The organism is Gelidimonas denitrificans (genome assembly GCF_055694065.1).
The window spans coordinates 3,171,537-3,195,808 of record NZ_CM146350.1; the positions used below are offsets into that span (position 1 = coordinate 3,171,537).

At 58.0% G+C, this 24,272-nt stretch carries 23 protein-coding genes and 2 rRNA genes; 14 read left to right on the forward strand and 11 right to left on the reverse strand.

Annotated features, from left to right (window positions below):
* Nucleotides 1-68: 68 nt before the first annotated feature.
* Complete coding sequence (locus FKCLFG_RS14720) at nucleotides 69-407, reverse strand: cupin domain-containing protein (RefSeq protein ID WP_472613820.1); 339 nt, start codon at nucleotides 405-407, stop codon at nucleotides 69-71.
* 226 nt (nucleotides 408-633) lie between these two features.
* On the opposite strand from FKCLFG_RS14720, the gene gspG reads away from it, so the two are divergent.
* The 12 genes from gspG to FKCLFG_RS14780 all read left to right on the forward strand — a co-directional run bounded on the left by gspG (nucleotide 634) and on the right by FKCLFG_RS14780 (nucleotide 11,754).
* Nucleotides 634-1,098, forward strand: coding sequence for a type II secretion system major pseudopilin GspG (gspG, locus tag FKCLFG_RS14725; protein WP_472613821.1), 465 nt, complete (start codon nucleotides 634-636; stop codon nucleotides 1,096-1,098).
* Complete coding sequence (gene gspH / locus FKCLFG_RS14730) at nucleotides 1,086-1,583, forward strand: type II secretion system minor pseudopilin GspH (protein ID WP_472613822.1); 498 nt, start codon at nucleotides 1,086-1,088, stop codon at nucleotides 1,581-1,583. The genes gspG and gspH overlap by 13 nt, the downstream gene beginning before the upstream one ends.
* 1 nt (nucleotide 1,584) lies before the next feature.
* Nucleotides 1,585-1,968, forward strand: a complete 384-nt coding sequence (gene gspI, locus FKCLFG_RS14735; protein WP_472613823.1) for a type II secretion system minor pseudopilin GspI — start codon at nucleotides 1,585-1,587, stop codon at nucleotides 1,966-1,968.
* Nucleotides 1,958-2,581: a PulJ/GspJ family protein gene (locus FKCLFG_RS14740; protein WP_472613824.1), complete on the forward strand. Its 624-nt coding sequence runs from the start codon at nucleotides 1,958-1,960 to the stop codon at nucleotides 2,579-2,581. The genes gspI and FKCLFG_RS14740 overlap by 11 nt, the downstream gene beginning before the upstream one ends.
* Nucleotides 2,578-3,609, forward strand: coding sequence for a type II secretion system minor pseudopilin GspK (gene gspK / locus FKCLFG_RS14745; RefSeq protein ID WP_472613825.1), 1,032 nt, complete (start codon nucleotides 2,578-2,580; stop codon nucleotides 3,607-3,609). Before FKCLFG_RS14740 ends, gspK begins: the two co-directional genes overlap by 4 nt.
* A gap of 20 nt (nucleotides 3,610-3,629) precedes the next feature.
* Entirely contained in the window at nucleotides 3,630-4,874 is a 1,245-nt protein-coding gene (gene gspL / locus FKCLFG_RS14750) for a type II secretion system protein GspL (protein WP_472613826.1), read from the forward strand.
* A complete protein-coding gene (gspM, locus tag FKCLFG_RS14755) occupies nucleotides 4,871-5,419 on the forward strand; it encodes a type II secretion system protein GspM (RefSeq protein ID WP_472613827.1) in 549 nt (182 codons plus the stop codon). The genes gspL and gspM overlap by 4 nt, the downstream gene beginning before the upstream one ends.
* A complete protein-coding gene (locus FKCLFG_RS14760; protein ID WP_472613828.1) occupies nucleotides 5,420-6,193 on the forward strand; it encodes a type II secretion system protein N in 774 nt (257 codons plus the stop codon). It begins immediately after the preceding gene.
* Nucleotides 6,194-6,228: 35 nt separating this feature from the next.
* A complete protein-coding gene (gene gspD / locus FKCLFG_RS14765) occupies nucleotides 6,229-8,397 on the forward strand; it encodes a type II secretion system secretin GspD (RefSeq protein WP_472613829.1) in 2,169 nt (722 codons plus the stop codon).
* On the forward strand, nucleotides 8,397-9,839 hold the full coding sequence (gspE, locus tag FKCLFG_RS14770; RefSeq protein WP_472613830.1) for a type II secretion system ATPase GspE: 1,443 nt from the start codon (nucleotides 8,397-8,399) through the stop codon (nucleotides 9,837-9,839). The genes gspD and gspE overlap by 1 nt, the downstream gene beginning before the upstream one ends.
* Before the next feature lie 4 nt (nucleotides 9,840-9,843).
* Nucleotides 9,844-11,064, forward strand: coding sequence for a type II secretion system inner membrane protein GspF (gspF, locus tag FKCLFG_RS14775; protein WP_472613831.1), 1,221 nt, complete (start codon nucleotides 9,844-9,846; stop codon nucleotides 11,062-11,064).
* Between the two features lie 114 nt (nucleotides 11,065-11,178).
* Nucleotides 11,179-11,754, forward strand: coding sequence for a type II secretion system protein N (locus FKCLFG_RS14780; RefSeq protein WP_472613832.1), 576 nt, complete (start codon nucleotides 11,179-11,181; stop codon nucleotides 11,752-11,754).
* A gap of 134 nt (nucleotides 11,755-11,888) precedes the next feature.
* Here FKCLFG_RS14780 and hslU read toward each other — a convergent pair whose 3' ends face one another.
* The 4 genes from hslU to FKCLFG_RS14800 all read right to left on the reverse strand — a co-directional run bounded on the left by hslU (nucleotide 11,889) and on the right by FKCLFG_RS14800 (nucleotide 15,446).
* Entirely contained in the window at nucleotides 11,889-13,226 is a 1,338-nt protein-coding gene (gene hslU, locus FKCLFG_RS14785; protein ID WP_472613833.1) for an ATP-dependent protease ATPase subunit HslU, read from the reverse strand.
* A gap of 5 nt (nucleotides 13,227-13,231) precedes the next feature.
* The gene (hslV, locus tag FKCLFG_RS14790) at nucleotides 13,232-13,768 is read right to left on the reverse strand and encodes an ATP-dependent protease subunit HslV (RefSeq protein WP_472613834.1); all 537 of its coding nucleotides are present in this window, start codon (nucleotides 13,766-13,768) and stop codon (nucleotides 13,232-13,234) included.
* Nucleotides 13,769-13,862: 94 nt separating this feature from the next.
* Nucleotides 13,863-15,269, reverse strand: coding sequence for an STAS domain-containing protein (locus FKCLFG_RS14795; RefSeq protein WP_472613835.1), 1,407 nt, complete (start codon nucleotides 15,267-15,269; stop codon nucleotides 13,863-13,865).
* 12 nt (nucleotides 15,270-15,281) lie between these two features.
* Complete coding sequence (locus FKCLFG_RS14800; protein ID WP_472613836.1) at nucleotides 15,282-15,446, reverse strand: hypothetical protein; 165 nt, start codon at nucleotides 15,444-15,446, stop codon at nucleotides 15,282-15,284.
* A 29-nt stretch (nucleotides 15,447-15,475) separates the two neighbouring features.
* Here FKCLFG_RS14800 and FKCLFG_RS14805 point away from each other — a divergent pair, with 29 nt between their 5' ends.
* Entirely contained in the window at nucleotides 15,476-15,682 is a 207-nt protein-coding gene (locus FKCLFG_RS14805) for a hypothetical protein (protein ID WP_472613837.1), read from the forward strand.
* 48 nt (nucleotides 15,683-15,730) lie between these two features.
* Nucleotides 15,731-16,657 (forward strand): mechanosensitive ion channel family protein, encoded by a 927-nt coding sequence (locus tag FKCLFG_RS14810; protein ID WP_472613838.1) that lies wholly within the window; start codon nucleotides 15,731-15,733, stop codon nucleotides 16,655-16,657.
* 333 nt (nucleotides 16,658-16,990) lie between these two features.
* On the opposite strand, the gene dksA is transcribed toward FKCLFG_RS14810, so the two are convergent.
* The 6 genes from dksA to FKCLFG_RS14840 form a co-directional block, all read right to left on the reverse strand.
* Nucleotides 16,991-17,368, reverse strand: coding sequence for an RNA polymerase-binding protein DksA (gene dksA / locus FKCLFG_RS14815; RefSeq protein ID WP_472615872.1), 378 nt, complete (start codon nucleotides 17,366-17,368; stop codon nucleotides 16,991-16,993).
* 343 nt (nucleotides 17,369-17,711) lie between these two features.
* Entirely contained in the window at nucleotides 17,712-18,761 is a 1,050-nt protein-coding gene (locus tag FKCLFG_RS14820) for a CobW family GTP-binding protein (protein ID WP_472613839.1), read from the reverse strand.
* Nucleotides 18,762-18,798: 37 nt separating this feature from the next.
* Nucleotides 18,799-19,356, reverse strand: a complete 558-nt coding sequence (locus tag FKCLFG_RS14825) for a Fur family transcriptional regulator (RefSeq protein ID WP_472613840.1) — start codon at nucleotides 19,354-19,356, stop codon at nucleotides 18,799-18,801.
* A gap of 58 nt (nucleotides 19,357-19,414) precedes the next feature.
* Entirely contained in the window at nucleotides 19,415-20,455 is a 1,041-nt protein-coding gene (locus FKCLFG_RS14830) for a tyrosine recombinase XerC (protein WP_472613841.1), read from the reverse strand.
* A gap of 568 nt (nucleotides 20,456-21,023) precedes the next feature.
* Nucleotides 21,024-21,136 (reverse strand): 5S ribosomal RNA (rrf, locus tag FKCLFG_RS14835).
* A gap of 169 nt (nucleotides 21,137-21,305) precedes the next feature.
* Nucleotides 21,306-24,180 (reverse strand): 23S ribosomal RNA (locus tag FKCLFG_RS14840).
* Between the last annotated feature and the right edge of the window lie 92 nt (nucleotides 24,181-24,272).

Genomic DNA, 24,272 nt, shown 5'->3' on the forward strand with positions numbered 1-24,272 from the left:
GCTATTTCACGCATAGTTGCATTGCGGACTGTAAAAATACGATAACCAGTATGTTTGTCGCCGCAACTTCATGCCGCCGGCTTCTTGAGCAAGATCATGATCAGCACCGAGGCATTTTCGAGCGCTTCCAGCGCGTGCATTTCATCGCCGGCCAGGAAGATCATATCGCCGGCATGCAGATTCTGAACCCGCCCATGCACGCTGAAGGCTACGCTGCCTTCCAGGCATTGCACGGTGATTTCGCCCGGGACCTTGTGCGCCGGCATTGTCTTGCCGCGCGGCAGGGTCAGGCGCATAACTTCCAGCTGCGGGGTTTTGATCAGGGCGATCGATGAAAAAATCGCGCATTTTTCGCCCAGCGGACGCAGGTCGATTACGGTGCCGGATGTGGCGTGCGGTAGTGCCATTAGAATCTCCTTAAGTTTTTCCAGCATGACCGTAGCACGAATCAGGGCTGCTGGCTGCCAGGCAATTCCGATCGGAGTGCCTGCGCCTGCGGAACTTAGCATTGCGCCCCAGGTCCCATTCCGGTTGCTTGCGATGGCGCAAGGTGCGAGCGGTTTCCGCGCCAACGCCTCGACCGCTTCAGCCTTATACTCATGGTTCTTTTTCTATTTTTAACAAGAAATTCTTATGTCGAATGCTTCCCTATTCCATGCACCACGCCGCCTGGGCAACGCCGTGCAGCGCGGCTTTACTCTGATCGAAATCATGGTCGTGGTCGTGATCATGGGCGTGCTGGCAGCGCTGGTGGTACCGAAACTGATGGGCCGCACCGACGAGGCGCGCATTGTTGCAGCCAAACAGGATATTGCGACCATCATGCAGGCGCTCAAGCTGTACAAGCTCGATAACCAGCGCTATCCGAGCACCGAGCAGGGCTTGGCGGCGCTGACTACGCGGCCGACTTCCGGCCCGGCCGCCAACGGTTGGAAAACCGGCGGTTATCTGGATAAGGTGCCGAAAGACCCGTGGGGCGGCGCTTATCAGTTGCTGTCACCCGGCATCAAAGGCGAGATCGACGTGTTTTCGTTCGGCGCCGACGGCCAGCCTGGCGGCGCCGCTAACGATGCCGATATCGGCTCGTGGGATCTGTAACCACATACAGACTTGCCCAGTGGCGCCCGCTTGCGCGCGGTTTCACCTTGCTGGAACTGATGATCGTCATCGTGATTATCGGCATCACGCTCGGTGCGGTGGCGTTCAACGCGCTGCCGGATGCGCGCCAGTCGCTGCAAAACGAAGCGCAGCGCATCGCGCTCTTGCTGCAACTGGCGCGCGACGAAGCGATCGTGCGCAACCGGCCGGTTGCCTTCGAGCTGGAGCCGGATCGTTACCGCTTCCTGGTGCATGAGGACCACGCCTGGCAAGCCATCACACAGGATGACATGCTGCGCGAGCGCTTGTTCAAAAGTGCGCCGCTAGCGCTGTCGATCAACCCGCCGTTGGCAGCTACCGATGGGCCGCTGCGCATCGTGTTCGGGCGCGAGCCGGTCGACAAGCCTTTCGTGCTAACGCTGTCTTTGGAGACAGTCAGCGTCGCCATTCGCGCCGATGGCATCGGCCATTTCGTGGCGGACTGAGATGGCGCGAACCCCAAACCGCGGCGCCGCCGGCTTTACCCTGCTCGAAGTGCTGGTGGCGCTGGTGATCGTCGGCACCTCGCTGGGCGCGAGCTTGCGCGCGGTGGGGAGTCTGACCCAAAACAGCGCAGGTTTGCGCGCCTCGATGATGGCCAACTGGTCGGCCGAAAACCGCCTGAGCCAGATCCGCCTGGCGCACGAATGGCCGGCCTTCGGCAAGCGCGCGTTCGATTGCCCGCAGGGCCGCTTGCTACTGGTCTGCGAGGAGGAAGTGATCGCCACCCCGAACCCGAATTTCCGCCGGGTCGAAGTCAGTGTGTTCGAGTCCGGCAATCCGGAACGAAGCATCATCAAACTGGTGCAGGTGGTGCCCAATGGTCTATAAGCGCAGCCGTCATGGCTTTACCCTGATTGAATTGCTGGTCGCCATCAGCATCCTGGCGATTGTCGCGGTGCTCGGCTGGCGCGGGCTGGATGGCATCGTGCGCGCGCGCGTGGCGCTGACCGCCGAACTGGAGCAAACCCGCGGCCTGCAACTGGCATTCGCGCAACTGCAAAGCGATGCTGAACATTTCGCCAGCGAAACCAGTATCGGCCGCCCCACGCTGGCGGCGGAAGACGGACGCCTGACGTTGATTCGCACCGTATTTGCCGACGATCAGCCGTCGCGGCTGCAAGTGGTAGCTTATCGCATCCGCAATGGCGAGTTGATCCGGCGCGAATCGATCGCTACCCGCGATCTGAGCGCGCTCGACGCGCTCTGGAAAAGTAGCGTCAGCGGCACTGACACCGACACCGCACCGGCGGTGGTATTGCAAAGCGCGGTATCGGGCCTGACGATGCGCTTGTGGTGGGGCGACAGCAATGGCAGCGCCGTCGGCTGGCGCACCGACTACAGCACCACCACTGGCGCGAGCGGGCTGGAGGTCGTGCTGACAGTGCTGCAGACCGAACCAGCGCTGCGCATGACCAAGGTATTCCTGCTGGGGGCGTCATGAGGCGCGCGCCATGGGCCGACCAGCGCGGCGTAGCCATCATCACCGCGCTGCTGCTGACAGCGCTGGCGGTGACGATAGTTGCCAGCCTGTTCTGGCAGCAACAGGTGCAGGTGCGCTCGATCGAAAATCAGCGCTTGCACCTGCAGACCAAATGGATTTTGCGCGGGGCACTCGACTGGGCGCGCTTGGTGCTGCGCGAAGACGCCAAGTTTTCCCGCGTCGACACGCTCGATGAGCCGTGGTCGGTGTCGCTGGCGGAAACCCGGCTCGACCAGTATGTCGAAAACGGCCGCACCGGCAACGATCAGACCGACGCCACTCTGTCGGGTCAGATTGAGGACGCGCAAGGACGCTTCAATCTCGCCAATCTGGCGCAAGGCGGCAAAGTCAACCCGCGCGAAGTCGCCGTCTTTGCGCGCTTGCTGGGCAGTCTGCAACTGAATACCGGCCTGGCGCAAGCGGTGGCAGACACCATGGCGCGCGCCCAGCCGGTTCCGATCTCAGCCTCAGCCTCAGCCTCAGCCTCAGCCTCAGCTTCAACTTCAACTTCAACTTCAACTTCAACTTCAAGCGGCAGCGCGCCGGCGGGCGTTGCCAGCCAGCCCGGGTCCGGCCTGCAGCCGCTGGAATTATTGCAAGTCGACGATTTGCTGGCGGTGCCCGGGTTTACTGCACCGCTACTGGCCCCGCTACGCGATTTCGTGACCGTGCTGCCGAACGTTACGCTAATCAATGTGAATACCGCTTCGGCCCAGGTATTGGCGGCCAGAATTGATACACTCTCGCTATCGGACGCCACGGCGCTGGTGGCCGCGCGCGCAAAGACGCCTTTTCGCAGCAGCGCCGAGTTTATTGCGCTCTTGCCACCGGGTAAGTCGGGCGAGGTAAGCGCCAACGACTTTGCGGTGGCGACAAATTATTTTATTGTCAATGGCAAAGTGCGCCTGAACCGTGCCACCATGGAGATGCAGGCCCTGGTTGAGCGTAGCAATCGCACCACCAAGCTAATCTGGGTTCGGGACCATTAATTTTCGGGAAATTTGACACCGTGAGCATACTGTACATCCGCCATCCTTCCAAAGCAGCCTTCGACGCCGCGCTGATGCCGCTGCCATGCCGGTTTGCACTGGTATCGAACAGCGGCGCAGTCGAGCGCGAGGGCCAATCCGCGCTGCCCGGCCTGACCGATGCGATCCGGCAGGCCGCCCGGGTGGTGCTACTACTGGCCGCCAGCGATGTCAGCTTGTTGCGCGTCAAGGTGCCGCCGTTGTCAAGTGCCCGGCTGAAGGCGGCGCTGCCCAACCTGGTCGAGGATCAATTGATGTCGGACCCGGCCGAGTGCGCGTTTGCCGTCGGCACAGCGCAGGACGGCATGCGCACGGTAGCGGTGATCAATCGCGCCTGGCTGGAACAGTTATCCGCGAGCCTGACCGCGCTGGGGGCGCGCCAACTGGCAGCCGTGCCGGCCCAGCTCTGCCTGCCGTACCAGCCTCCCGCGGTTGCGGCGACGGTCACTGAATACGGCGCTGACAGCGACGTTGCCTTGCGCTGGTCGGAGCAGGATGGAATCGGCTTTTGCGTCGGTGCCACAAATGGAAATGGCGCCCGCGAAGTCATCGATGCATTGCGGCTAATGGTGCCGCAAGCCGATCTGATGCTGCAAGTGTCGCCGGCCAGCGTGGCGGCTTATCAGCAGGCAGCGGCCGATACCGGCGATGCACAATTGCAGATAGAAGCCGAAAACTGGGTTCAGTGCGCCGCTGCTGCCAGGGGCGTGACGCTGGATCTGATGAGCGGGTTGGGCGCGTCGGCCGGTCCGCAGGTAAACTGGCGGCCGTGGCGCTGGCCGGCGGCGCTGGCGCTGCTGGCGATTCTGGTGAATATTGTCGGGCTTAATGCCAACTGGCTGCAGTTGCAGCACGAAGCCGATTTCCTGCATGACGGCATGAATCAGACTTTCCGCGCCGCCTTTCCGAAAGAAAGCGTGATCATCGATCCGGTGGCCCAAATGCAGCAAAAAATCAGTGCCGCCAAACAAAGTGCTGGCCAGGCTGGACCGGATGATTTTCTGACGCTGGCGGCCGCCTTTGGGAACGCCTGGACCGGCCTGCAGCAAGCGGGCCAAACGCAGGCCGCGATTGCCGCGATCGAATACCGCGAGCGCAGCCTGCTGGTGCGCCTGAAGCCTGCTGATGCGGTCAAACCCGATACCATCCGGCAGGTCTTGGCACCGCACAAGCTGGCGTTGACCGAACAAGGCGCTGGCGTCTGGCAGATCAGGAGTGCGCCATGAATCTCAACCGCAAGTTTTCCAAAAAATGGGCGCTCCAGTCCGTCCGTTTTGCCGATAGGCGCGCCACAGCGGCGCACTTCTGGGTTGAGCGCAATCAGCGCGAGCGCATCCTGATCGCGCTGGGTGCTGCAGTGGTTTTGCTGGGCCTGTTGTACCTGCTGTTGATTGACCCGGCCTTGCAGGGCCGCACCCAGCTGCACAAAAATCTGCCTGTCTTGCGGCACCAATCCGCACAATTGCAGGCAATGGTCAAACAGGCTGCCGCCTTGCCCGCAGCGACGCCGGCTGCTGCTGCGACGGGCGTGAGCAAAGAAAGCATCGAGGCGGCGCTGCAGAAAGACGGTCTAAAGGCGCAAAGCGTGGTGTGGAGCGGTGATTTTGCCCGACTGCAATTCGCAGAAGTCCCTTTCAGCGCCTTGCTGGACGCCTTGCAGGCGCTACAGAAAACGACGCGACTGGCGGTAGTCGAGGCCAATGTTACGGCCACAACCATGGCCGGCAGCGTCAAAGCCAGCCTGACCCTGCGCGCGCCAAAGGCCGATTGAGTGGCGCGCATCTTGCTCTGGTTGCTGGCAGGTTGCGTCAGCATCGCCCTCACGGTGCTGGCATACTTGCCAGCCAGTTGGATGGCAACACTAGTGGAGGCGCAGACCGCAGGACGCTTGACGCTGGGCGATGCGCAAGGCACGCTCTGGAACGGCTCGGCCTCGATCGGCGGCGCCCCCGGCGTCAGAGATCCGGTCACGCCCTTGCTGCCGGGCCGATTTTCATGGCATTTATCACCGCTGCTGTTGCTGGGCCAAGTCCGACTGCAGCTGGAAAACCCCGCTGCGCTGACGCAGCCGGTCAGTATTAGCGGCAGTTGGTCGCAGTGGCAGGTCAGCGCGGCAGAAATCATGTTGCCGGCGGAACGGCTGGCCGGATTGGGCGCGCCGCTCAATACGATAGCGCCCAGCGGCCGGATGCGCTTGTCCTGGAGTCCGCTGCAACTGGCGCGTCGTGGCCAAAAGATCGATCTGCAGGGCGCACTGCGGCTGGATATCGAAGATATAGCGTCGGGTCTGTCGCCGATCAAGCCACTGGGTGCTTATTTGGTAACAATGGAATGGCGCGGGCAGAGCGCGCAACTGGTGCTCAAGACCGTCAAGGGTCCGCTGCTATTGAATGGCGGTGGCGCGCTGGAGAATGGCCGTCTGCGTTTTTCCGGCACCGCCGAGGCTGCCGCCGGACAGCAGGAAAAATTGGCCAACCTGTTGAATTTACTGGGCCAGCGCCGCACGGTCGCTGGCCGTGATGTGATCGCTTTAGAGTTCAGATAATGAAAAAACAATCAAATACAGCGGTGGGAAACAGCATGCAAAAACACATTAAGAAAAACGCCCAATGGCAGCGCTTGCGCGCAACTGCAGTATTGCTGCTGAGCGTTGCGGCAATCCCGCCGGCCTGGCCGGCCGCGGCCGCCAATAACGAAGCGACGCTGAATTTCGTCGGCGCCGATATCGAATCCGTGATCAAGGCGATCGGCCACTACACCAACACCACGTTCATCATTGATCCGCGCGTCAAGGGCACCATCAATTTGGTGGCCGAGACTGCGCTGACCAAGGCGCAAGCCTTCAGCCTGCTGGCCTCAGCCTTGCGCCTGCAGGGGTATGCTATGGTGGCCGGCGATGGTTTCACCAAGGTGGTGCCGGAAGCCGATGCCAAGCTGCAAGCGACCCCGACCCAGATCAGGAGCGACGCGGTTCGCCTCAAGGGCGACCAGATCGGAACCCGGATCTTTCGCCTGAATTATGAATCGGCCGGCAATCTGGTGGCGGTATTGCGGCCGCTGATTTCACCCAACAACACGATCAATGCCAACCCGGGCAACAATTCGCTGGTGATTACCGACTATGCCGACAACCTGAACCGGCTGGGGAAAATCATTACCGCGCTGGATGCTCCCGCCAGCGGAGATATGGATGTGGTGCCGGTGCGCTACGCGATTGCCGCCGATATCGCGTTCATGATCAATAAACTACTGGAACCGGGCGCCGCGGCACCTGGCACGGATTCCGGCCGCGTCAACCTGATTGCAGATAGCCGTACCAATGCAGTGATCGTGCGCGCGCCGTCGCTGGCACGGGCGAACCTGGCCAAATCGCTGATCGCCAAACTGGACCAGCCGACCGCGCAACCCGGCAACGTGCATGTGGTCTACCTGAAAAACGCTGATGCCACCAAGCTGGCGCTGACCTTGCGTTCGGTGGTCGGCTCGGATGGCGCGGCGCCAAGCTCGACCCCGGCGACATCAGCACCGGCGCCCATGCAAAATACAGCGAACGGGATGTCCGGGTCCATGCCGCCTTCTGCCGCGCCGGCCGTATTGTCGTCCGGCGGCGCGGCTGGCTTTATCCAGGCCGACACCGCCACCAATACCCTGATCATCACCGCCAGCGAGCCTGTGTATCGCAATCTGCGCACAGTCATCGATCAGCTCGACGTGCGCCGGGCCCAGGTCTATATCGAATCGCTGATCGTCGAAGTCACAGCCGACAAGGCGGCCGAGTTCGGCATCCAGTGGCTCGGCTTGTCCGGCAATAGCGGCAGCAGTTATCGGATCGGCGGCGGCACCTCGTTTGCCTCTGGCGGCGATAATCTCGTCAGCCAGGCAATTGCCAATAGCACGCCCGGCGGTAGCCTTTTGCCACCGGGCGCCGGTCTGACGCTGGGCGTGTTTCGCCAGATCAATGGCGCGCTCGGCCTGGGCGCGCTGGCGCGGGCGCTGGAGTCCGACGCCAATACCAATATCCTGTCGACGCCGAACTTGATCACGCTCGACAATGAAGAAGCTAAAATCATCGTCGGCCAGAATGTGCCTTTCATCACCGGCCAGTACACCACGCAAGCGTCGGGCGGCGGCGCCGGCGTCAATCCGTTCCAGACCATCGAGCGCAAGGACGTCGGCCTGTCGCTGCGGGTGCGGCCGCAAATTTCCGAGGGCGGCACCGTCAAGATGGCGATTTACCAGGAGACTTCGGCGGTCCAGGACACCGCCAACGCGGCCGGCATCATCACCAGCAAGCGCTCGATTGAAACCAATGTGCTGGCCGATGACGGCCAGATTATCGTGCTCGGCGGCTTGATCGAAGATACCGTCGGCGACGGCGTCGAGAAGGTGCCTGGCCTGGGCGATATCCCGATCATCGGCAACCTGTTCAAATACCAGAAGCGCAGCCGTAAGAAAACCAATCTGATGGTGTTCTTGCGCCCGACCGTGATCCGCAGCAGCGAGCAGAGCGCCAACGTGGTGGCCGACCGCTACGATTACATCCGCGGCACCGAAATCGCCACTCAGCCGGCCAGGACCGCTGTTTTACCGGATACCGGCGCACCGATTCTGCCGCCGCTGGAAGCTGGCCAACCCATCGGCGGCACGTTCCTGAGACCGCTGCCAAGGGTTAGCATGCCGGGCGCAAACGGCAATGGCGGCGCGGCGATCCAGGTCACACCCACTGCGCCGGAGGCAGAGTCGCGATAATGAACAGCATGATGAACGAGGCCCGCTTGTTGCCGTATGCGTATGCGCGCGATTTCGCGCTGCTGGCGTACCGCAAGACTGAAGATCACGAAAGTACAGTCGAGGTATGGTTTTCGGATGCGACACCGCCGACCGCAATTGCCGAAGTGAGCCGCCGCTTCGGCCGCGTCAAGCTGAAATCCCTGCCGCACGAAGAACTCAAGGCGGCGATTGCCAAAGCCTACGCCGGCTCCGGCGGCGATGCCGCGCAGGTGGTGGGTGAAGTCGAGTCCGATCTCGACCTGACCCGGCTGATGCAGGACATGCCGGCCATCGAGGATCTGCTGGAATCGGCCGACGATGCGCCGGTGATCCGCATGATCAATGCGCTGCTGACCCAGGCGCTGCGCGAGGGTGCGTCCGACATCCACATCGAGCCGTTCGAGCTATCTTCGGTGGTGCGGTTCCGGATCGACGGCGCGCTGCGCGATGTGGTGCGGCCGAAGAAGGCGATCCACGCGGCGCTGATCTCGCGCATCAAGATCATGGCGCAACTCGATATTTCCGAGAAGCGTCTGCCGCAAGATGGCCGCATCACGCTGCGCGTCGGCGGCAAGCCGGTCGACGTGCGGGTTTCCACCTTGCCGACCGGGCACGGCGAGCGCGCGGTGTTGCGCTTGCTGGACAAGGAAGCCGGCCAGCTCGATCTGCAGAATCTGGGCATGGGCGATGCGCTGCTGCCGCAATTTGCCAAACTGATCGCACAGCCGCACGGCATCGTGCTGGTGACCGGGCCGACCGGTTCCGGCAAGACCACTACCCTGTATGCGGCGTTGACGCGTCTGAACACCACCGCCACCAATATCCTGACGGTGGAAGACCCAATCGAATACGATCTGGCCGGGGTCGGCCAAACCCAGGTCAATCCACGCATCGACATGAGCTTCGCCAAGGCGCTGCGGGCGATCCTCCGGCAAGATCCGGACATCATCATGATCGGCGAAATCCGCGACCTGGAAACCGCGCAGATTGCAGTGCAGGCGTCGCTCACCGGTCATCTGGTGCTGGCAACCTTGCATACCAATGATTCCGCCGCTGCGGTGACGCGCTTGCTCGACATGGGGATTGAACCGTTCCTGCTGTCGTCGTCGCTGCTCGGGGTGCTGGCGCAGCGCCTGGTGCGCAAGTTGTGCCCGCATTGCCGGCACCATGACGGCCAGAACTGGCAACCGGTCGGCTGCGACAAATGCGGCAATTCCGGGTATCAGGGTCGGGTCGGCGTGTATGAACTGCTGCAAACCACCGATGAAATCCGTGCGCTGATCCATCACAGTGCATCCGAAGCCGAGATCCGCAGCGCCGCCCAGCGTGACGGCATGCAAACCATGCGCGAAGATGGCGAGCGCTGGTTGCAGGACGGCACCACCTCGCAGGCGGAATTGCTGCGCGTGACGAAAGACTAGGATCATGGCAGTTTTTCGTTACGAAGCCGTGAATGCCCTGGGCGCCACCAGCAAAGGCGTGGTCAACGCCGACAGCGCCCGTGCGGCGCGCACCGATCTGCGCCTGCAGGGTTTGACGCCGATTGCGGTAGAACCGATTACCACCCAGGTCGATGCCACCGGCGCACGTCGCCGGCACGGCTTCGGCGAGCGCTTGTCGACCAATGAACTGTCGTTGTTTACGCGCCAGATGGCGAGCTTGCTGGAAGCCAGCCTGCCGCTGGAACAAGCTTTTTCCGCCTTGCTGGAACAAGCCGAGCGGCCGTATGTGCGCGACCTGATCGCCTCGATCCGCTCCGAAGTGATGGGCGGCGCGTCGCTGTCGGACGCCTTGTCCCAGCATCCGCGCGATTTTGCCGAGATTTACCGCGCCCTGGTCGCCTCCGGCGAGCAGATCGGCCAACTGGCGCGGGTACTGTCGCGGCTGGCCGACTTTATCGAACGGCGCAATGCGCTGGTGCAAAAGGTGAAGCTCGCTTTTACTTATCCGGCCATCGTCTCGGTGGTGGCGTTTGCGATCGTGATCTTTTTGCTGACCTATGTGGTGCCGCAAATCGTTTCCGTGTTCTCCAATACCAAGCAAAAACTGCCGCTGCTGACAGTGATGATGCTGGCAATTTCTGATTTCGTGCGAAGTTACGGCGTGTTTATGTTGCTGGCGATCATCGCGATGGGTTTCGCCTGGCGCGCCGCTTTGCAGAATCCGGCTACCAAAATGCGCTGGCACAAGTGGCTGCTGACCGCGCCGCTATATGGCAAATTCGAGCGCAGCCTGAATACGTCGCGCTTTGCCAGCACGCTGGCGATCACGATTGGTTCCGGGGTGCCGATTTTGCGTGCACTGCAGACCAGCCGCGACACGCTGTCGAATGTCGCCATGCGCGAGCAAGTCGAAGAAGCCGCTGCGGCGGTGCGCGAAGGCGTCAGCCTGGCGCGTGCGCTGTCGGCGCGCCAGCATTTCCCGCCGATGCTGATCCACATGATCCGCGCCGGCGAAGCCACCGGCGAATTGCCGGCGATGTTGGAGCGCGCAGCCACTTCCCAGGAGCAGGATCTGGAACGCCGCACGCTGACCATCGCCGGCTTGCTGGAGCCGGCGCTGATCCTGATCATGGGCGTGGTGGTGCTGCTGATCGTGCTGGCGGTGCTGATGCCGATCATCGAGATCAATCAGTTGGTGCATTAACATCAGTATCGTAGGATGGGTGCAACCCATCGCATATCGAACTTACATGATGGGTTGCACCCATCCTACGGACGTGCGTGACATTGGTTAATAATATGCGTAGAAAGAATTGACATGAAGCGCTTGCCCTGGTTTGCCAGTTTTGCGATGTTCATCGCGCTGTGCGCGTCGGCCGCCTATTGGGCCATGCAACTGTTCCAGCCGCCAGTACGCGCGGTGGCTGCCGTACCGCAGGCGGAGCCGCCCGCGTTGTCGCTGGACGCCGCCAAAGGCTTGTTCGGCGGCGCGGCAATTAATCTGGCCAGCAATTATCAGCTCAACGGGGTGGTCGCTGCCGCCAGAAGCTACGATAGCGTGGCCATCCTGTCGGCCGACGGCAAGCCGGCCAAGGCGGTGGCTGCCGGCGAGGAACTGACGCCGGGCGTGACGGTGAAGGAAGTCCATCCGCAATACGTACTGCTGTCGGAGTCCGGCGTCATCAAGCGCGTCGAACTGGCAGTCAGCGCCAAGGCTGAAACCGGCCTGGATCTGTCGATCAGGGCGCCGGGCGCGGTGACGCCGGGCATGTCTTCGGCCACCACGACCACAGTAGTGCCGGGGGCGACCACTGGCTTGCCGCCGCCCGCTCAACAAGGAGTGGCGCCCGCAGCGCAATCACAGCCGCCGCCAAGAGCAGGTACACAACGTTAAATATTACGCTTCCAAAAATTTGTGGGCTTTAAATATACATGTTAGTGTATATTTAAAGCCCACAATAATTATATGCGGCAACAGTATGTTTTTTGCATATACCCGAGCATAAATAAAATTATGCTGCGGGGTTCCTACAGAATGTAACGCGCCAGGTCGTCATCGATTGACAGCGCCCCGAGCCGCTCGTTGACGTAGGCGGCGTCGATCGAGATTACCTTGCCGGCGGTTTCGCTGGCCGCGAACGAGATTTCTTCCAGCAGCTTTTCCATCACGGTATACAGGCGGCGGGCCCCGATGTTCTCGGTCTTTTCATTCACCGAGTATGCGATTTCGGCCAGGCGCCGCACGCCTTCCGGGGTGAAGTCGATCTGCACTTCCTCGGTCGCCAGCAGCGCTTCGTATTGCGCGGTCAGACAAGCGTCGGTGGAGGTCAGGATGCATTCGAAATCGGCAATCGACAGCGATTCCAGTTCGACCCGGATCGGGAACCGGCCCTGCAGTTCGGGGATCAGATCGGACGGTTTGGCCAGATGGAAAGCGCCGGAGGCAATGAACAAAATGTGATCGGTCTTGATCATGCCGTATTTGGTATTGACGGTGGTGCCCTCGACCAGCGGCAGCAGGTCACGCTGCACGCCGGCGCGCGATACTTCGGCCCCGCCGGCTTCGGAACGCGACGCGATCTTGTCGATTTCGTCCAGGAACACGATGCCGTTTTGCTCGACATTGGTGATCGCCTGCTGCTTGAGTTCTTCCTCATTGACCAGTTTGCCCGCTTCTTCCTCGATCAGCAGCTTCATCGCGTCGCGGACTTTCATCTTGCGGGCTTTCTTGCGGGCGCTGCCCATGCCGGAAAACATGGTCTTGATCTGCTCGGTCATTTCTTCCATGCCGGGCGGCGCCATGATTTCCATTTGCGGGCCAACCTCGGCGACTTCCAGCTCGATCTCGTTATCGTCCAGCGCACCTTCGCGCAAGCGCTTGCGGAAAGTCTGGCGCGTGGAATTGCCTTTCTGTGCATCGGTCTCGGCTGGCGTATTCAGGCCGAAATCGCGCGCCGGCGGCACCAGGATGTCGATGATGCGGTCTTCGGCCGCATCTTCGGCGCGTGCGCGCACCTTGCGGGTGGCCGCTTCGCGAGTTTGCTTGATGCCGATATCGACCAGGTCGCGGATGATGGTGTCGACGTCACGGCCGACATAACCGACTTCGGTGAACTTGGTGGCTTCGATCTTGATGAAGGGCGCATCCGCCAGTTTCGCCAGGCGGCGCGCGATTTCGGTCTTGCCGACGCCGGTGGGGCCAATCATCAGGATGTTTTTAGGCGTGATTTCGTGCCGCAGCGGCTCTGCCACTTGTTGCCGACGCCAGCGGTTGCGCAGCGCGATGGCGACTGCGCGCTTGGCGTTGCCTTGGCCGACTACATGCTTGTCGAGTTCGGAGACGATTTCTTGCGGTGTCATGTTCATGGCGATCAACCCAGCGTTTCGATGGTGTGTGACATATTGGTATAGATGCAAAGCTCGGCGGCAATCGTCAGCGATTTCTTGACGATATCCAGCGGCGTCAGATCCGTATTTTCTTGCAGGGCTTTGGCTGCGGATTGGGCGAAAGTGCCGCCGGAGCCGATAGCGCCGATGCCGTCTTCCGGCTCCAGCACGTCGCCGTTGCCGGTGATGACCAGCGTCGTTTCGCGGTCGGCCACCAGCAACATCGCTTCCAGCCGGCGCAGCATGCGGTCGGTGCGCCAGTCCTTGGCCAGTTCGACCGAGGCGCGCATCAGATGGCCCTGGTGTTTTTCCAGCTTGGCTTCGAAGCGTTCGATCAGCGTGAATGCATCGGCGGTGCCGCCGGCAAAACCGGCCAACACTTTGCCGTGGTACAGCGTGCGCACCTTGCGGGCGGTGCCTTTCATGACGATATTGCCGAGCGTGACCTGACCGTCGCCGCCGAGTGCGACGATGTTGCCGCGCCGCACCGACAGGATGGTGGTGCCGTGAAATTGTTCCATGCTTACCTCAAAAATATGATGGACGGATGTACTCCGGATATGCTCCATAAGACATAAAAGTGGGGATGTGCCAGCCGATTGCAAGACGACGGCATCAGCCCTTGCGCGGGATGATGCGGGCGATTTCCTTCAATCCCATGACGTTGAGCAGGGCCGCGACCGGGCAGTTGACTGCATGGAATTCGAGTATTTTGCCTTTTCTGGCTAGCGGCACCAAACCGGCCAGAAGTTGCCAGGATGCACTGAAATCAATGCGGCACAACTGCGAACAGTCGATCACAACAGTTTCGCGCTCAGACGCGAATGCACTGATAGCCTCCAGTAGTTGCCGGGTATCGCCGGTCACAAGCTCCGGCATCGCGAAGTGCTCTGGCCGGTTGACAGCAGAGATTGGCTCGCTCCCCTCTCCCGCTTGCGGAAAAGGGGCTGGGGCTGTGGGGGAAGGCGGCCTTGGCGCCTCAAAGGCGGGAGGGGAAATTTCGAAGGTGATGCAATATTCAATACTGTTTTCTTCGAATTCCTGTTCCCGGTCCAATAGCCGTAGCAGCTCCAGCAGCAAAAGCCAGGGTGCGGCACTGGCATCGCGCTGCCCGGCCTGCAAGGTGGATTGGATGCGCTCGACCAGCTCCGGCGCTCCCGGCAAGATCAGATCATGGCCGGATTTGTGCAGACGGCGCAAGAGTTGCAACAGCAGCGCGCAACCGGCCGGGTCGGTCTTCCGTATGCGGCTGAAGTCCAGGCGCAATATCTGGTGTGCGGCGCTCAACTGTTGTGCGCGTTCGACCTGCGTTGCGCTGTCGCCGTCCAGAGACTCCGGAAAAACCACGCTTGGCCAACTGGATGCCGGCGCAGCGGACGGCACTTGCTGGGTTCGGCTGCGCCATGCCGGCGGCGAGGTTTCAAAGCGGCTGATGTAATCGGTCGACAAACTGTCGAACGTCTGTTGCTGGCCGCTGAGTTGATACAAGTCCAACAGCAGCAGATAAACAGGTTCATTGGGCTCGGTAAGCGGCGCTTGCAGGATCGCATTTTGTAGTAAACGTTCGGCCAGTGCCTGCTGATCGTTCGCAAACAGGATCGCGGCTTCTTCAATTAATGGAGTCGGGAGGGTTGTCGCCATCACGCTGGTAGCGCCGGGCAGATCGTTGTCAAACTTATCAAACAGGATTTCGGTCGGTGCATCCATCAGCTGTATGGTGTTCTTGAATGCGCTGGATTCAGTGCCGGACTGCGCCTTGGCGCTCACTGTGCGCGAGGCGCCATTCGTGCGGGGATTGCCGTCAAGTTGGAGCGACATGGCCGATTCGATCGCATCGATCTTCAGTTCAGTAGCGCGGGCGACCTTGTGCCGATCGAAGTGCATGTTGCCACTGCGTTCGACTTGATTGTTCGCGCGCAGGTTTTCTTCGCTGCCGTCGCGTGCACGCGCGTCTTCAGCCGGTGTGTCGGCCTGCGACTGCTGCTTCTTGCCAAAAAGAGAAAAAAACTTCACGTTCTTCATGTTCTGCGGGCCTCACCGGTGCTGTGTGTTTTCTGAAATGACATCCGACAGGCTGCCAGACAGCAGAATCTGTTCAAAAATATAATCGATGGTTGTTTTGCTGTTGACTTCGACCACCCCGGCAGCGCGCCAAGGGCCGCCATTACATTGAATACTTTGGCTATCAGATAACAACATTTACTCTGAATCGGCAAGGCGATTATGGCATGCTTTTCTCGGCTCATTGTCCCAGAAGTACAACCTCCCAGGCGCGCTCTACTGGCGCAAAAACCAAACCGCTGACCCTCCCCATGGCGCGTCTGGAGCGGATCAAAAACCTGACCGTCCTGGTGGAGTGGTATGCTGCATTGCACTATCCGGACCTGTTCTGCCATTTGCAATTGCGTCCGCGGGCAGCCAGAATCATCCGGTAGCAGCATCTCCAGACACCTCTTTAGCAACGTCACAGCGTTAGAAAAACAATGAAAACACTCAACAACATAATCGGCACCTTCGATGTAAAGGAATTGCTGAACCTGTCCCAAGCGGCACTGCATATCCTGTTAATTTTGATCCTGTCCTGGGTGCTGCTGCATTTATCGAATAAAGCCATCCTGGTACTGCAGAACTATTCGATACGCCGTACCGGCAATGATCCGGAAGATCTCAAGCGCATCGAAACGTTGGGCCGGGTGTTCCACTATGTTTCGTCAGTGGTTATTTATGTGGTCGCGGGCATGGTAATTTTGAGCGAGCTGGGTGTTTCCATCGCGCCGATCCTGGCCACCGCCGGAGTGCTCGGCATCGCAGTTGCATTTGCTGCGCAAAGCCTGATCAAAGATTACTTCAACGGCATCTTCCTGCTACTGGAAAACCAGGTGCGGCAAGGCGACGTGATTGAGGTGGGCGGCAAGGCTGGGCTGGTAGAGGAAGTGACGCTGCGCTATATCAGGTTGCGCGATTACGACGGCAACGTGCATTTCATTCCCAACGGCATTATCACCACGGTCACCAACATGAGCCGGGGATTCGCCTTTGCTGTGGCCGATGTCGGCGTGGCGTACCGGGAAGACACCGACGAGGTGATGCGTTTGATGCTCCAGGTAGGAGCAAATTTGCGCAAGGACGAGACCATCGGCCCTAAGATTATGGCGGATATGGAAATGGCCGGCGTCGATAAACTGGAGCAATCCGCAGTCATTATCCGCTGCCGTTTCAAAGTGCTGCCGCTTGGACAATGGGAGGTGCGCCGGGAATTCCTGCGCCGGCTGAAACAGGCCTTCGATCAGCACGGTATCGAAATACCCTACCCACACATGACTATCTATCCCGGTCAAGCCAAAGACGGTTCAGCGCCAACCTTCCATATAGCACCTGATAACGACTCCGCAAAATCAGATGAGGACTGATGAAAAACATTGTCCACGAAAGAATGCATAACGCCCTCCTTTCGGCTACCAAAAAGAAGGTCCCTTCATGCTTTTCGTGGACTGCATTTTTTGTGTGCGACATCAGATATTTGATGCAATACCACACATACCCCCATAAAAAATAATTGAAACATCTGCTTTACGCATATAAAAATTGCAGTAAAAAATAATACGCCACCATGTATATTTTTTTAGCGCATACGGCAGGTTTACAACATTGTCGTTATTTTCTTCATGGCAATAAAAAACGTGCGAACAACTTGCTCGCACGTTTTTTTAACACAACGCCACATCGGGCGTTCTATTTAGTCTTTAATCGCCATACAGCTTTTGCTTGAGTTCACGCCGCTGCTGCGCTTCCAGCGACAGGGTTGCGGTCGGACGGGCCAGCAAACGCGGAATGCCGATTGCTTCGCCGGTTTCTTCGCACCAGCCGTAATCGCCTTCATTGATTCTGGCGATCGATTGCTGGACTTTCTTGATCAGCTTGCGTTCGCGGTCGCGGGTGCGCAATTCCAGCGCATGCTCTTCCTCGATCGTGGCGCGGTCGGCAGGATCGGGCACCAGCGTGGTTTCACGCAAATGCTCGGTGGTGTCGTCGGCGTTTTGCAGCAGGTCTTTCTCAATCTGCTTCAGGCGCGCCTTGAAAAAGGCCAGTTGCGCCTCGTTCATGTAATCTTTTTCGCCCATCTTGAGGATTTTCTCTTCAGTAAGAAGCGTGTCGGTCACGTTGACGTCGGCATTGGGTTGTTTAGTTTTAGTAATCACTTCGCTGACTTTCGATGCAGGTTCAAATAATTTTATCCGCTAATCCGGCTACGGTATCGTTCATTAATGCGCTGCCGGAACGGATTCGCTCACATTGTCAATTTGCCTGGAAGTCTCACAATCGGCTGGCTACTTTAGCAGACTTCATAGCGCTGACGTTGATAATCCTCATCTTCCAGTGCGTTAATACTTGTGCTGTTTTTGGAAGGTTAACATGGTGTTTTCAAGAATAAATTCTGCCCATACCACCAAAAACGCCGACAGTTTATACCAGACATTGCTCCAGGCCGGTAATAATTGTTTCCTTTGGCAGATTTTGTCCGATAAACACCATCTTGCTGCCCCGTATTTCGCCCTCCGCCCACGCACCACCGATATCGGTGCCCATCAATTGATGCACGCCTTGGAACAGCACCTTGCGATCAGCGCCTTCCATCAGCAATACGCCTTTGTAACGCAGCATGCGCGGCCCGAAAACCTGCACGATGCTGCCCAGAAATTCATCCAGCAGAGCGCTATTGAACGCGCGCTCGCTCTTGAATACGAACGAGGAAATATCGTCGCTGTGGTGCGCGCGATGATGGTCATGATGCTCGTGGTGCGCGTGATCGCAACCGGGCGCGCATGCATGTTGTTTTTCATGTGCTTCAGCGTCTTCAGCGGCCAGAAATTCGGGATCGATTTCCAGTTTTTCGTTGAGGTTGAAGCCGCGGATGTCGAGCAGTTCGGCAATCGGGGCGCGGCCGAAATCGGCGGCTCCCACCGGTGCCCGCGGATTGATGCGTTTTAAGCGCGTGGTCAGTATGGCGACTTCGGCCGCGCTGACCAGATCGGTTTTCGATAACAGGATGCGGTCGGCGAAGCCCACCTGGCGCTGTGCTTCTTCATGCGCATCGAGTTGTTGCATCGCGTGGCGCGCATCGACCACGGTGATGATCGCATCCAGCATGTAGGACAGTGCGACTTCCTCATCCATGAAGAAAGTTTGCGCCACCGGCCCCGGATTTGCCAAGCCGGTGGTCTCGATCACCAGGCGATCAAAGTGCAGCAGTCCGGCGGCGCGCTTTTGCGCCAGATCGGTCAGCGCTGCGATCAGGTCGCCGCGCACCGTGCAGCAGATGCAGCCGTTGTTCATCTGAATGATCTGTTCGCTGCTGTCTTGCACCAGGATTTCGTTGTCGATGTTTTCTTGGCCGAATTCATTTTCAATTACGGCGATTTTATAGCCGTGATTTTCCTGCAAAATGCGATTGAGCAAGGTGGTTTTGCCGGCGCCGAGGAAGCCGGTCAGTATCGTGGTTGGAAGCAATGCCATAGTGTATTTCGTCGTAAATTGTCGCAAATATTGGGAATTATTGTGGTTGCCGTGCGCATTCGGCGCACCAGCCCTTGATGGTCAGTTCGATGTCGTGGCTTTGAAAACCAGGACCAAGATTGTCTTGCAGCACCGCTTGCAATTGCTGGCGCAGTGTCGATTGCCGGCAAGCCGATTGCGCCAACACATCGGACACCAGATCTGCCTCGCCGTCCACGTTCAGGCAAAATACCTTGGCGCAGCGCGTGCATTTGAAATGTCCATGCTGGTGCGCGCTGACGCCGCCGCGTTCGGAATGTTCGGTTCCGGCGCTGTAACGGAACACGCGATCATCGCCGGCGATCTTGTGGGTCAGGCCCGCTGCAATCAGGCAGTCCAGCGCACGGTACAGAGTGACGCGATCCATCTCGGCAAAAGCCTCCTGCATATCCTGGTGCGACAGCGCGCGCGGCGCGCCAAGCAAGGCTGCCAGCACTTTAACGCGCGCCGGCGTGACCCGCACCGAGACTGCGCGCAAACGGCCTTGGGCTTCTGTGCGCGCCGCTTCCGATGGCTTGCTGCGGTGGGCGATGGCGATCTGGGGCGTGGGGTTCATAGGGTGTATATGTGAAAAATCCATTTGGTAATTATGCCGCAACTGCGCAATTGCGTAGTCACACCCCAGTCGGGGATTTTTTCTTGGCGCGCGGGTGGGCGGCATCATACACGGTGGCCAGACGCTGAAAATCGAGCGCGGTATAAATTTGCGTGGAGGCAATCGATTCGTGCCCCAACATTTCCTGCACCGCACGCAAGTCGCCCGACGATTGCAGCAGATGCGAGGCAAATGAATGGCGCAGCATGTGCGGATGCACATCAGCCGGAATTCCCAGTGCCTGCGCATGCGTCTTGATGCGCATTTGCAGCGTTCGTACCGAGATTCGGGTACCGCGGGTGCTCAAAAATAGTGGGTGCGGGTCAAGCTGGATCACGCCCGCACGGGCGGTAATCCATGCCTGTAGCGCCAGAATCGCACCCTGGCCGACTGGCACGCTGCGCACCTTGCTGCCTTTGCCGGTGACAATCACATCCCGCGCATCGATATCGACCCAGCCTGCTGAAGTGTATGGCTTGCCGCGCGGCGTCGTCTCATGGACATAACGCACATCCAGCCCGACCAGTTCCGAAACCCGCAGGCCGCTCGAATACAGTAGTTCGAACATCGCCCGATTGCACAACTGGATGGCACTGTCGGCGGCGGCATTCGGATTCGGGTTTGACACCAGACGCACCGCATCGTCGGCACCCAGCGCCAGCGGCAAAGTTTTGGCCCGCCTGGGCGCGCTGACACCATCGACCGGGTTCGACGCTAGCGTAGTCTGCTCGGACAGCCAGCCGAAAAACCCACGCCAAGCCGACAGTTTGCGTGCAATTGAGCGCGGATTCAAACCCCTGGCATGCAGGCGCGAAGTCATGCTGCGCACCTGCTCATGGGTTACCAGCAGTAGCGCAGTGCCGTCCAGCATTGTCGCCAGTTCGTACAAGTCACGTCCATAATTGTCTGTAGTGTGCGGAGATAGATTACGTTGCGTCTTCAAACAATCCAGATAACAACCGATGCGCGCATAGTTCGCGCTAACGCTGTCGCTCGCTACGTCCGCAGGTGGAATGGTGCGCAACCTGGGAAAAGCAATTGGAAAGGCGCGAGGATGCATTTTTTCGGTTTCCTGACAAGGTGCGACGACTCGAATGTGTCAGTCGCTTTGGGACAATTATTGCGAAGCTTAGCGTCTGATTCTATCTAATTTCTTTCGTCATCTACTGAAGTCGGTTTTGGCATATATAGTGAAGATGACACGGAGGTTGTAATGAGAGGTTGTAATGCGCTGACTTGGCCGCCCCCTTGATTTTGCTGATTTCTCACGGCCACACCTTACATGGCCTCGTCGCCAGCAACTCTGACTGTGCATATGCTGGATCCACCAGTTTGTTGCGCCGAGCAAAAGCGACACCACCACGAAACTCGGCATCAGCGACAAGCGACTGAAAGCTGATTGGAACGTTAATTACCTTGGCAAGTTACTGGGCTCAACAACTGACCCTTCATGCAATCGCCATGCTTGTGCTGGCGTATTGCAAATTCGCAGAAAGCGGATGCGGAGTCATGCTGCTGGGGTTAGTGCGGTGGTTAATCAAGTGGAATTTTGAATACTGAAGGTATTTATGTGTTGGAGCGCATAAAAAAACCCCCGTAGGATGAGTACGGGGGTTTTAGGGATAACAGCCTGACGATGACCTACTTTCACACGTGTTGACGCACTATCATCGGCGCGAAGTCGTTTCACGGTCCTGTTCGGGATGGGAAGGGGTGGTACCGACTTGCTATGGTCATCAGGCATAACTTGTAACATCGTTTGCTACTGCGTATATCGTATTGCTACGAGTGTGCATGTCAGCAAGCGACGCAATCTGGAAGAAGTAAAGATATATTATTTTTGGGTTGTGACTGCCAAAGTTGTCAAACACAAGTTTTACTCATTGATTTCTATAACCTGCCAAGGTTATAGGGACAAGCCTTACGGGCAATTAGTACTGGTTAGCTTAACGCATTACTGCGCTTCCACACCCAGCCTATCAACGTCCTGGTCTCGAACGACCCTTCAAGGAGCTCAGGGCTCCAGGGAAATCTCATCTTAAGGCAAGTTTCCCGCTTAGATGCTTTCAGCGGTTATCTCTTCCGAACTTAGCTACCCGGCAATGCCACTGGCGTGACAACCGGTACACCAGAGGTTCGTCCACTCCGGTCCTCTCGTACTAGGAGCAGCCCCCTTCAAATTTCCAACGCCCACGGCAGATAGGGACCAAACTGTCTCACGACGTTTTAAACCCAGCTCACGTACCACTTTAAATGGCGAACAGCCATACCCTTGGGACCGGCTACAGCCCCAGGATGTGATGAGCCGACATCGAGGTGCCAAACTCCCCCGTCGATATGAACTCTTGGGAGGAATCAGCCTGTTATCCCCAGAGTACCTTTTATCCGTTGAGCGATGGCCCTTCCATACAGAACCACCGGATCACTATGTCCTACTTTCGTACCTGCTCGACTTGTCAGTCTCGCAGTTAAGCACGCTTATGCCATTGCACTAACAGCACGATGTCCGACCGTACCTAGCGTACCTTCGAACTCCTCCGTTACACTTTGGGAGGAGACCGCCCCAGTCAAACTGCCTACCATGCACTGTCCCCGATCCGGATAACGGACCAAGGTTAGAATCTCAAACAAACCAGGGTGGTATTTCAAGGTTGGCTCCACGCAAACTAGCGTTCACGCTTCAAAGCCTCCCACCTATCCTACACAGATTGGTTCAAAATTCAATGCAAAGCTACAGTAAAGGTTCATGGGGTCTTTCCGTCTAGCCGCGGGTAGATTGCATCATCACAACCACTTCAACTTCGCTGAGTCTCGGGAGGAGACAGTGTGGCCATCGTTACTCCATTCGTGCAGGTCGGAACTTACCCGACAAGGAATTTCGCTACCTTAGGACCGTTATAGTTACGGCCGCCGTTTACTGGGACTTCAATCAAGAGCTTGCACCCCATCATTTAATCTTCCAGCACCGGGCAGGAGTCACACCATATACGTCCACTTTCGTGTTTGCATAGTGCTGTGTTTTTATTAAACAGTCGCAGCCACCAGTTTATTGCAACCCTTTCATCCTTCCCCCGCAGGGGGGTCAAACTACCAGGGCGTACCTTATCCCGAAGTTACGGTACCAATTTGCCGAGTTCCTTCTCCCGAGTTCTCTCAAGCGCCTTAGAATACTCATCTCGCCCACCTGTGTCGGTTTGCGGTACGGTCTTGTATGACTGAAGCTTAGAGGCTTTTCTTGGAACCACTTCCAATTGCTTCGCGAACAAGTTCGCTCGTCTCAACCCCTTGAATTACGCCCCCGGATTTGCCAAAGGGCCTTCTACAAGTCAAGAACCGGCACTTCCAACCGCCGGACAACCTTCTGTGATCCGTCCCCCCATCGCATCATACAATGGTGCAGGAATATTAACCTGCTTCCCATCAGCTACGCATCTCTGCCTCGCCTTAGGGGCCGACTCACCCTGCTCCGATGAACGTTGAACAGGAAACCTTGGGCTTACGGCGTGGAGGCTTTTCACCCCCATTATCGCTACTCATGTCAGCATTCGCACTTCTGATACCTCCAGCATCCTTTACAAGACACCTTCGCAGGCTTACAGAACGCTCTCCTACCATATCCTTACGGATATCCGCAGCTTCGGTGACTGGCTTAGCCCCGTTACATCTTCCGCGCAGGACGACTCGATCAGTGAGCTATTACGCTTTCTTTAAAGGATGGCTGCTTCTAAGCCAACCTCCTGACTGTTTTAGCCTTCCCACTTCGTTTTCCACTTAGCCAATCTTGGGGACCTTAGCTGGCGGTCTGGGTTGTTTCCCTCTTGACGCCGGACGTTAGCACCCGACGTCTGTCTCCCACGCTCGCACTCATCGGTATTCGGAGTTTGCAATGGTTTGGTAAGTCGCGATGACCCCCTAGCCATAACAGTGCTCTACCCCCGATGGTGATACGTGAGGCACTACCTAAATAGTTTTCGGAGAGAACCAGCTATTTCCAAGTTTGTTTAGCCTTTCACCCCTACCCACAGCTCATCCCCTAATTTTTCAACATTAGTGGGTTCGGACCTCCAGTGCGTGTTACCGCACCTTCATCCTGGCCATGAGTAGATCACTTGGTTTCGGGTCTACACCCAGCGACTAAATCGCCCTATTCGGACTCGATTTCTCTACGGCTTCCCTATACGGTTAACCTTGCCACTGAATGTAAGTCGCTGACCCATTATACAAAAGGTACGCAGTCACGGAACAAGTCCGCTCCTACTGTTTGTATGCACACGGTTTCAGGATCTATTTCACTCCCCTTCCGGGGTTCTTTTCGCCTTTCCCTCACGGTACTGGTTCACTATCGGTCGATATCGAGTATTTAGCCTTGGAGGATGGTCCCCCCATGTTCAGACAGGATTTCTCGTGTCCCGCCCTACTTGTCGCAAGCTTAGTACCACAATAAACATTTCGTGTACGGGGCTATCACCCTCTATGGCAGCCTTTTCCAAAGCTTTCCACTATGTCTACTGCTATTGCTTGCAGGCTCTTCCCATTTCGCTCGCCGCTACTTTGGGAATCTCGGTTGATTTCTTTTCCTGTAGCTACTTAGATGTTTCAGTTCGCCACGTTCGCTTTGCACACCTATGTATTCAGTGTGCAATGACCTTTCGGCCGGGTTTCCCCATTCGGAAATCTGCGGATCAAAGCGTGTTTGCTCGCTCCCCGCAGCTTATCGCAAGCTACTACGTCCTTCATCGCCTGATATCGCCAAGGCATCCACCATGTGCACTTATTCACTTGTCCCTATAACGTTGGCTTCTAACCCGATAGTGCTGTTCATGCACGGATTAAAAACCGGTTATAGGATATTTCTATGAGTATTACTTTAGCGTTTG

Coding starts and splice junctions, on each gene's coding strand:
- FKCLFG_RS14740 (WP_472613824.1), top strand. CDS start 1,958: ATGGTCTATAAGCGCAGCCGTCATGGCTTTACCCTGATTGAATTGCTG.
- gspG (WP_472613821.1), top strand. CDS start 634: ATGTCGAATGCTTCCCTATTCCATGCACCACGCCGCCTGGGCAACGCC.
- dksA (WP_472615872.1), bottom strand. CDS start 17,368: ATGGGCGAAAAAGATTACATGAACGAGGCGCAACTGGCCTTTTTCAAG.
- gspI (WP_472613823.1), top strand. CDS start 1,585: ATGGCGCGAACCCCAAACCGCGGCGCCGCCGGCTTTACCCTGCTCGAA.
- FKCLFG_RS14780 (WP_472613832.1), top strand. CDS start 11,179: ATGAAGCGCTTGCCCTGGTTTGCCAGTTTTGCGATGTTCATCGCGCTG.
- gspE (WP_472613830.1), top strand. CDS start 8,397: ATGAACAGCATGATGAACGAGGCCCGCTTGTTGCCGTATGCGTATGCG.
- gspM (WP_472613827.1), top strand. CDS start 4,871: ATGAATCTCAACCGCAAGTTTTCCAAAAAATGGGCGCTCCAGTCCGTC.
- FKCLFG_RS14805 (WP_472613837.1), top strand. CDS start 15,476: ATGCTTTTCTCGGCTCATTGTCCCAGAAGTACAACCTCCCAGGCGCGC.
- FKCLFG_RS14800 (WP_472613836.1), bottom strand. CDS start 15,446: ATGTTGTTATCTGATAGCCAAAGTATTCAATGTAATGGCGGCCCTTGG.
- FKCLFG_RS14720 (WP_472613820.1), bottom strand. CDS start 407: ATGGCACTACCGCACGCCACATCCGGCACCGTAATCGACCTGCGTCCG.
- gspF (WP_472613831.1), top strand. CDS start 9,844: ATGGCAGTTTTTCGTTACGAAGCCGTGAATGCCCTGGGCGCCACCAGC.
- FKCLFG_RS14810 (WP_472613838.1), top strand. CDS start 15,731: ATGAAAACACTCAACAACATAATCGGCACCTTCGATGTAAAGGAATTG.
- FKCLFG_RS14830 (WP_472613841.1), bottom strand. CDS start 20,455: ATGCATCCTCGCGCCTTTCCAATTGCTTTTCCCAGGTTGCGCACCATT.
- FKCLFG_RS14820 (WP_472613839.1), bottom strand. CDS start 18,761: ATGGCATTGCTTCCAACCACGATACTGACCGGCTTCCTCGGCGCCGGC.
- FKCLFG_RS14795 (WP_472613835.1), bottom strand. CDS start 15,269: ATGAAGAACGTGAAGTTTTTTTCTCTTTTTGGCAAGAAGCAGCAGTCG.
- hslU (WP_472613833.1), bottom strand. CDS start 13,226: ATGAACATGACACCGCAAGAAATCGTCTCCGAACTCGACAAGCATGTA.
- gspK (WP_472613825.1), top strand. CDS start 2,578: ATGAGGCGCGCGCCATGGGCCGACCAGCGCGGCGTAGCCATCATCACC.
- hslV (WP_472613834.1), bottom strand. CDS start 13,768: ATGGAACAATTTCACGGCACCACCATCCTGTCGGTGCGGCGCGGCAAC.
- gspD (WP_472613829.1), top strand. CDS start 6,229: ATGCAAAAACACATTAAGAAAAACGCCCAATGGCAGCGCTTGCGCGCA.
- FKCLFG_RS14825 (WP_472613840.1), bottom strand. CDS start 19,356: ATGAACCCCACGCCCCAGATCGCCATCGCCCACCGCAGCAAGCCATCG.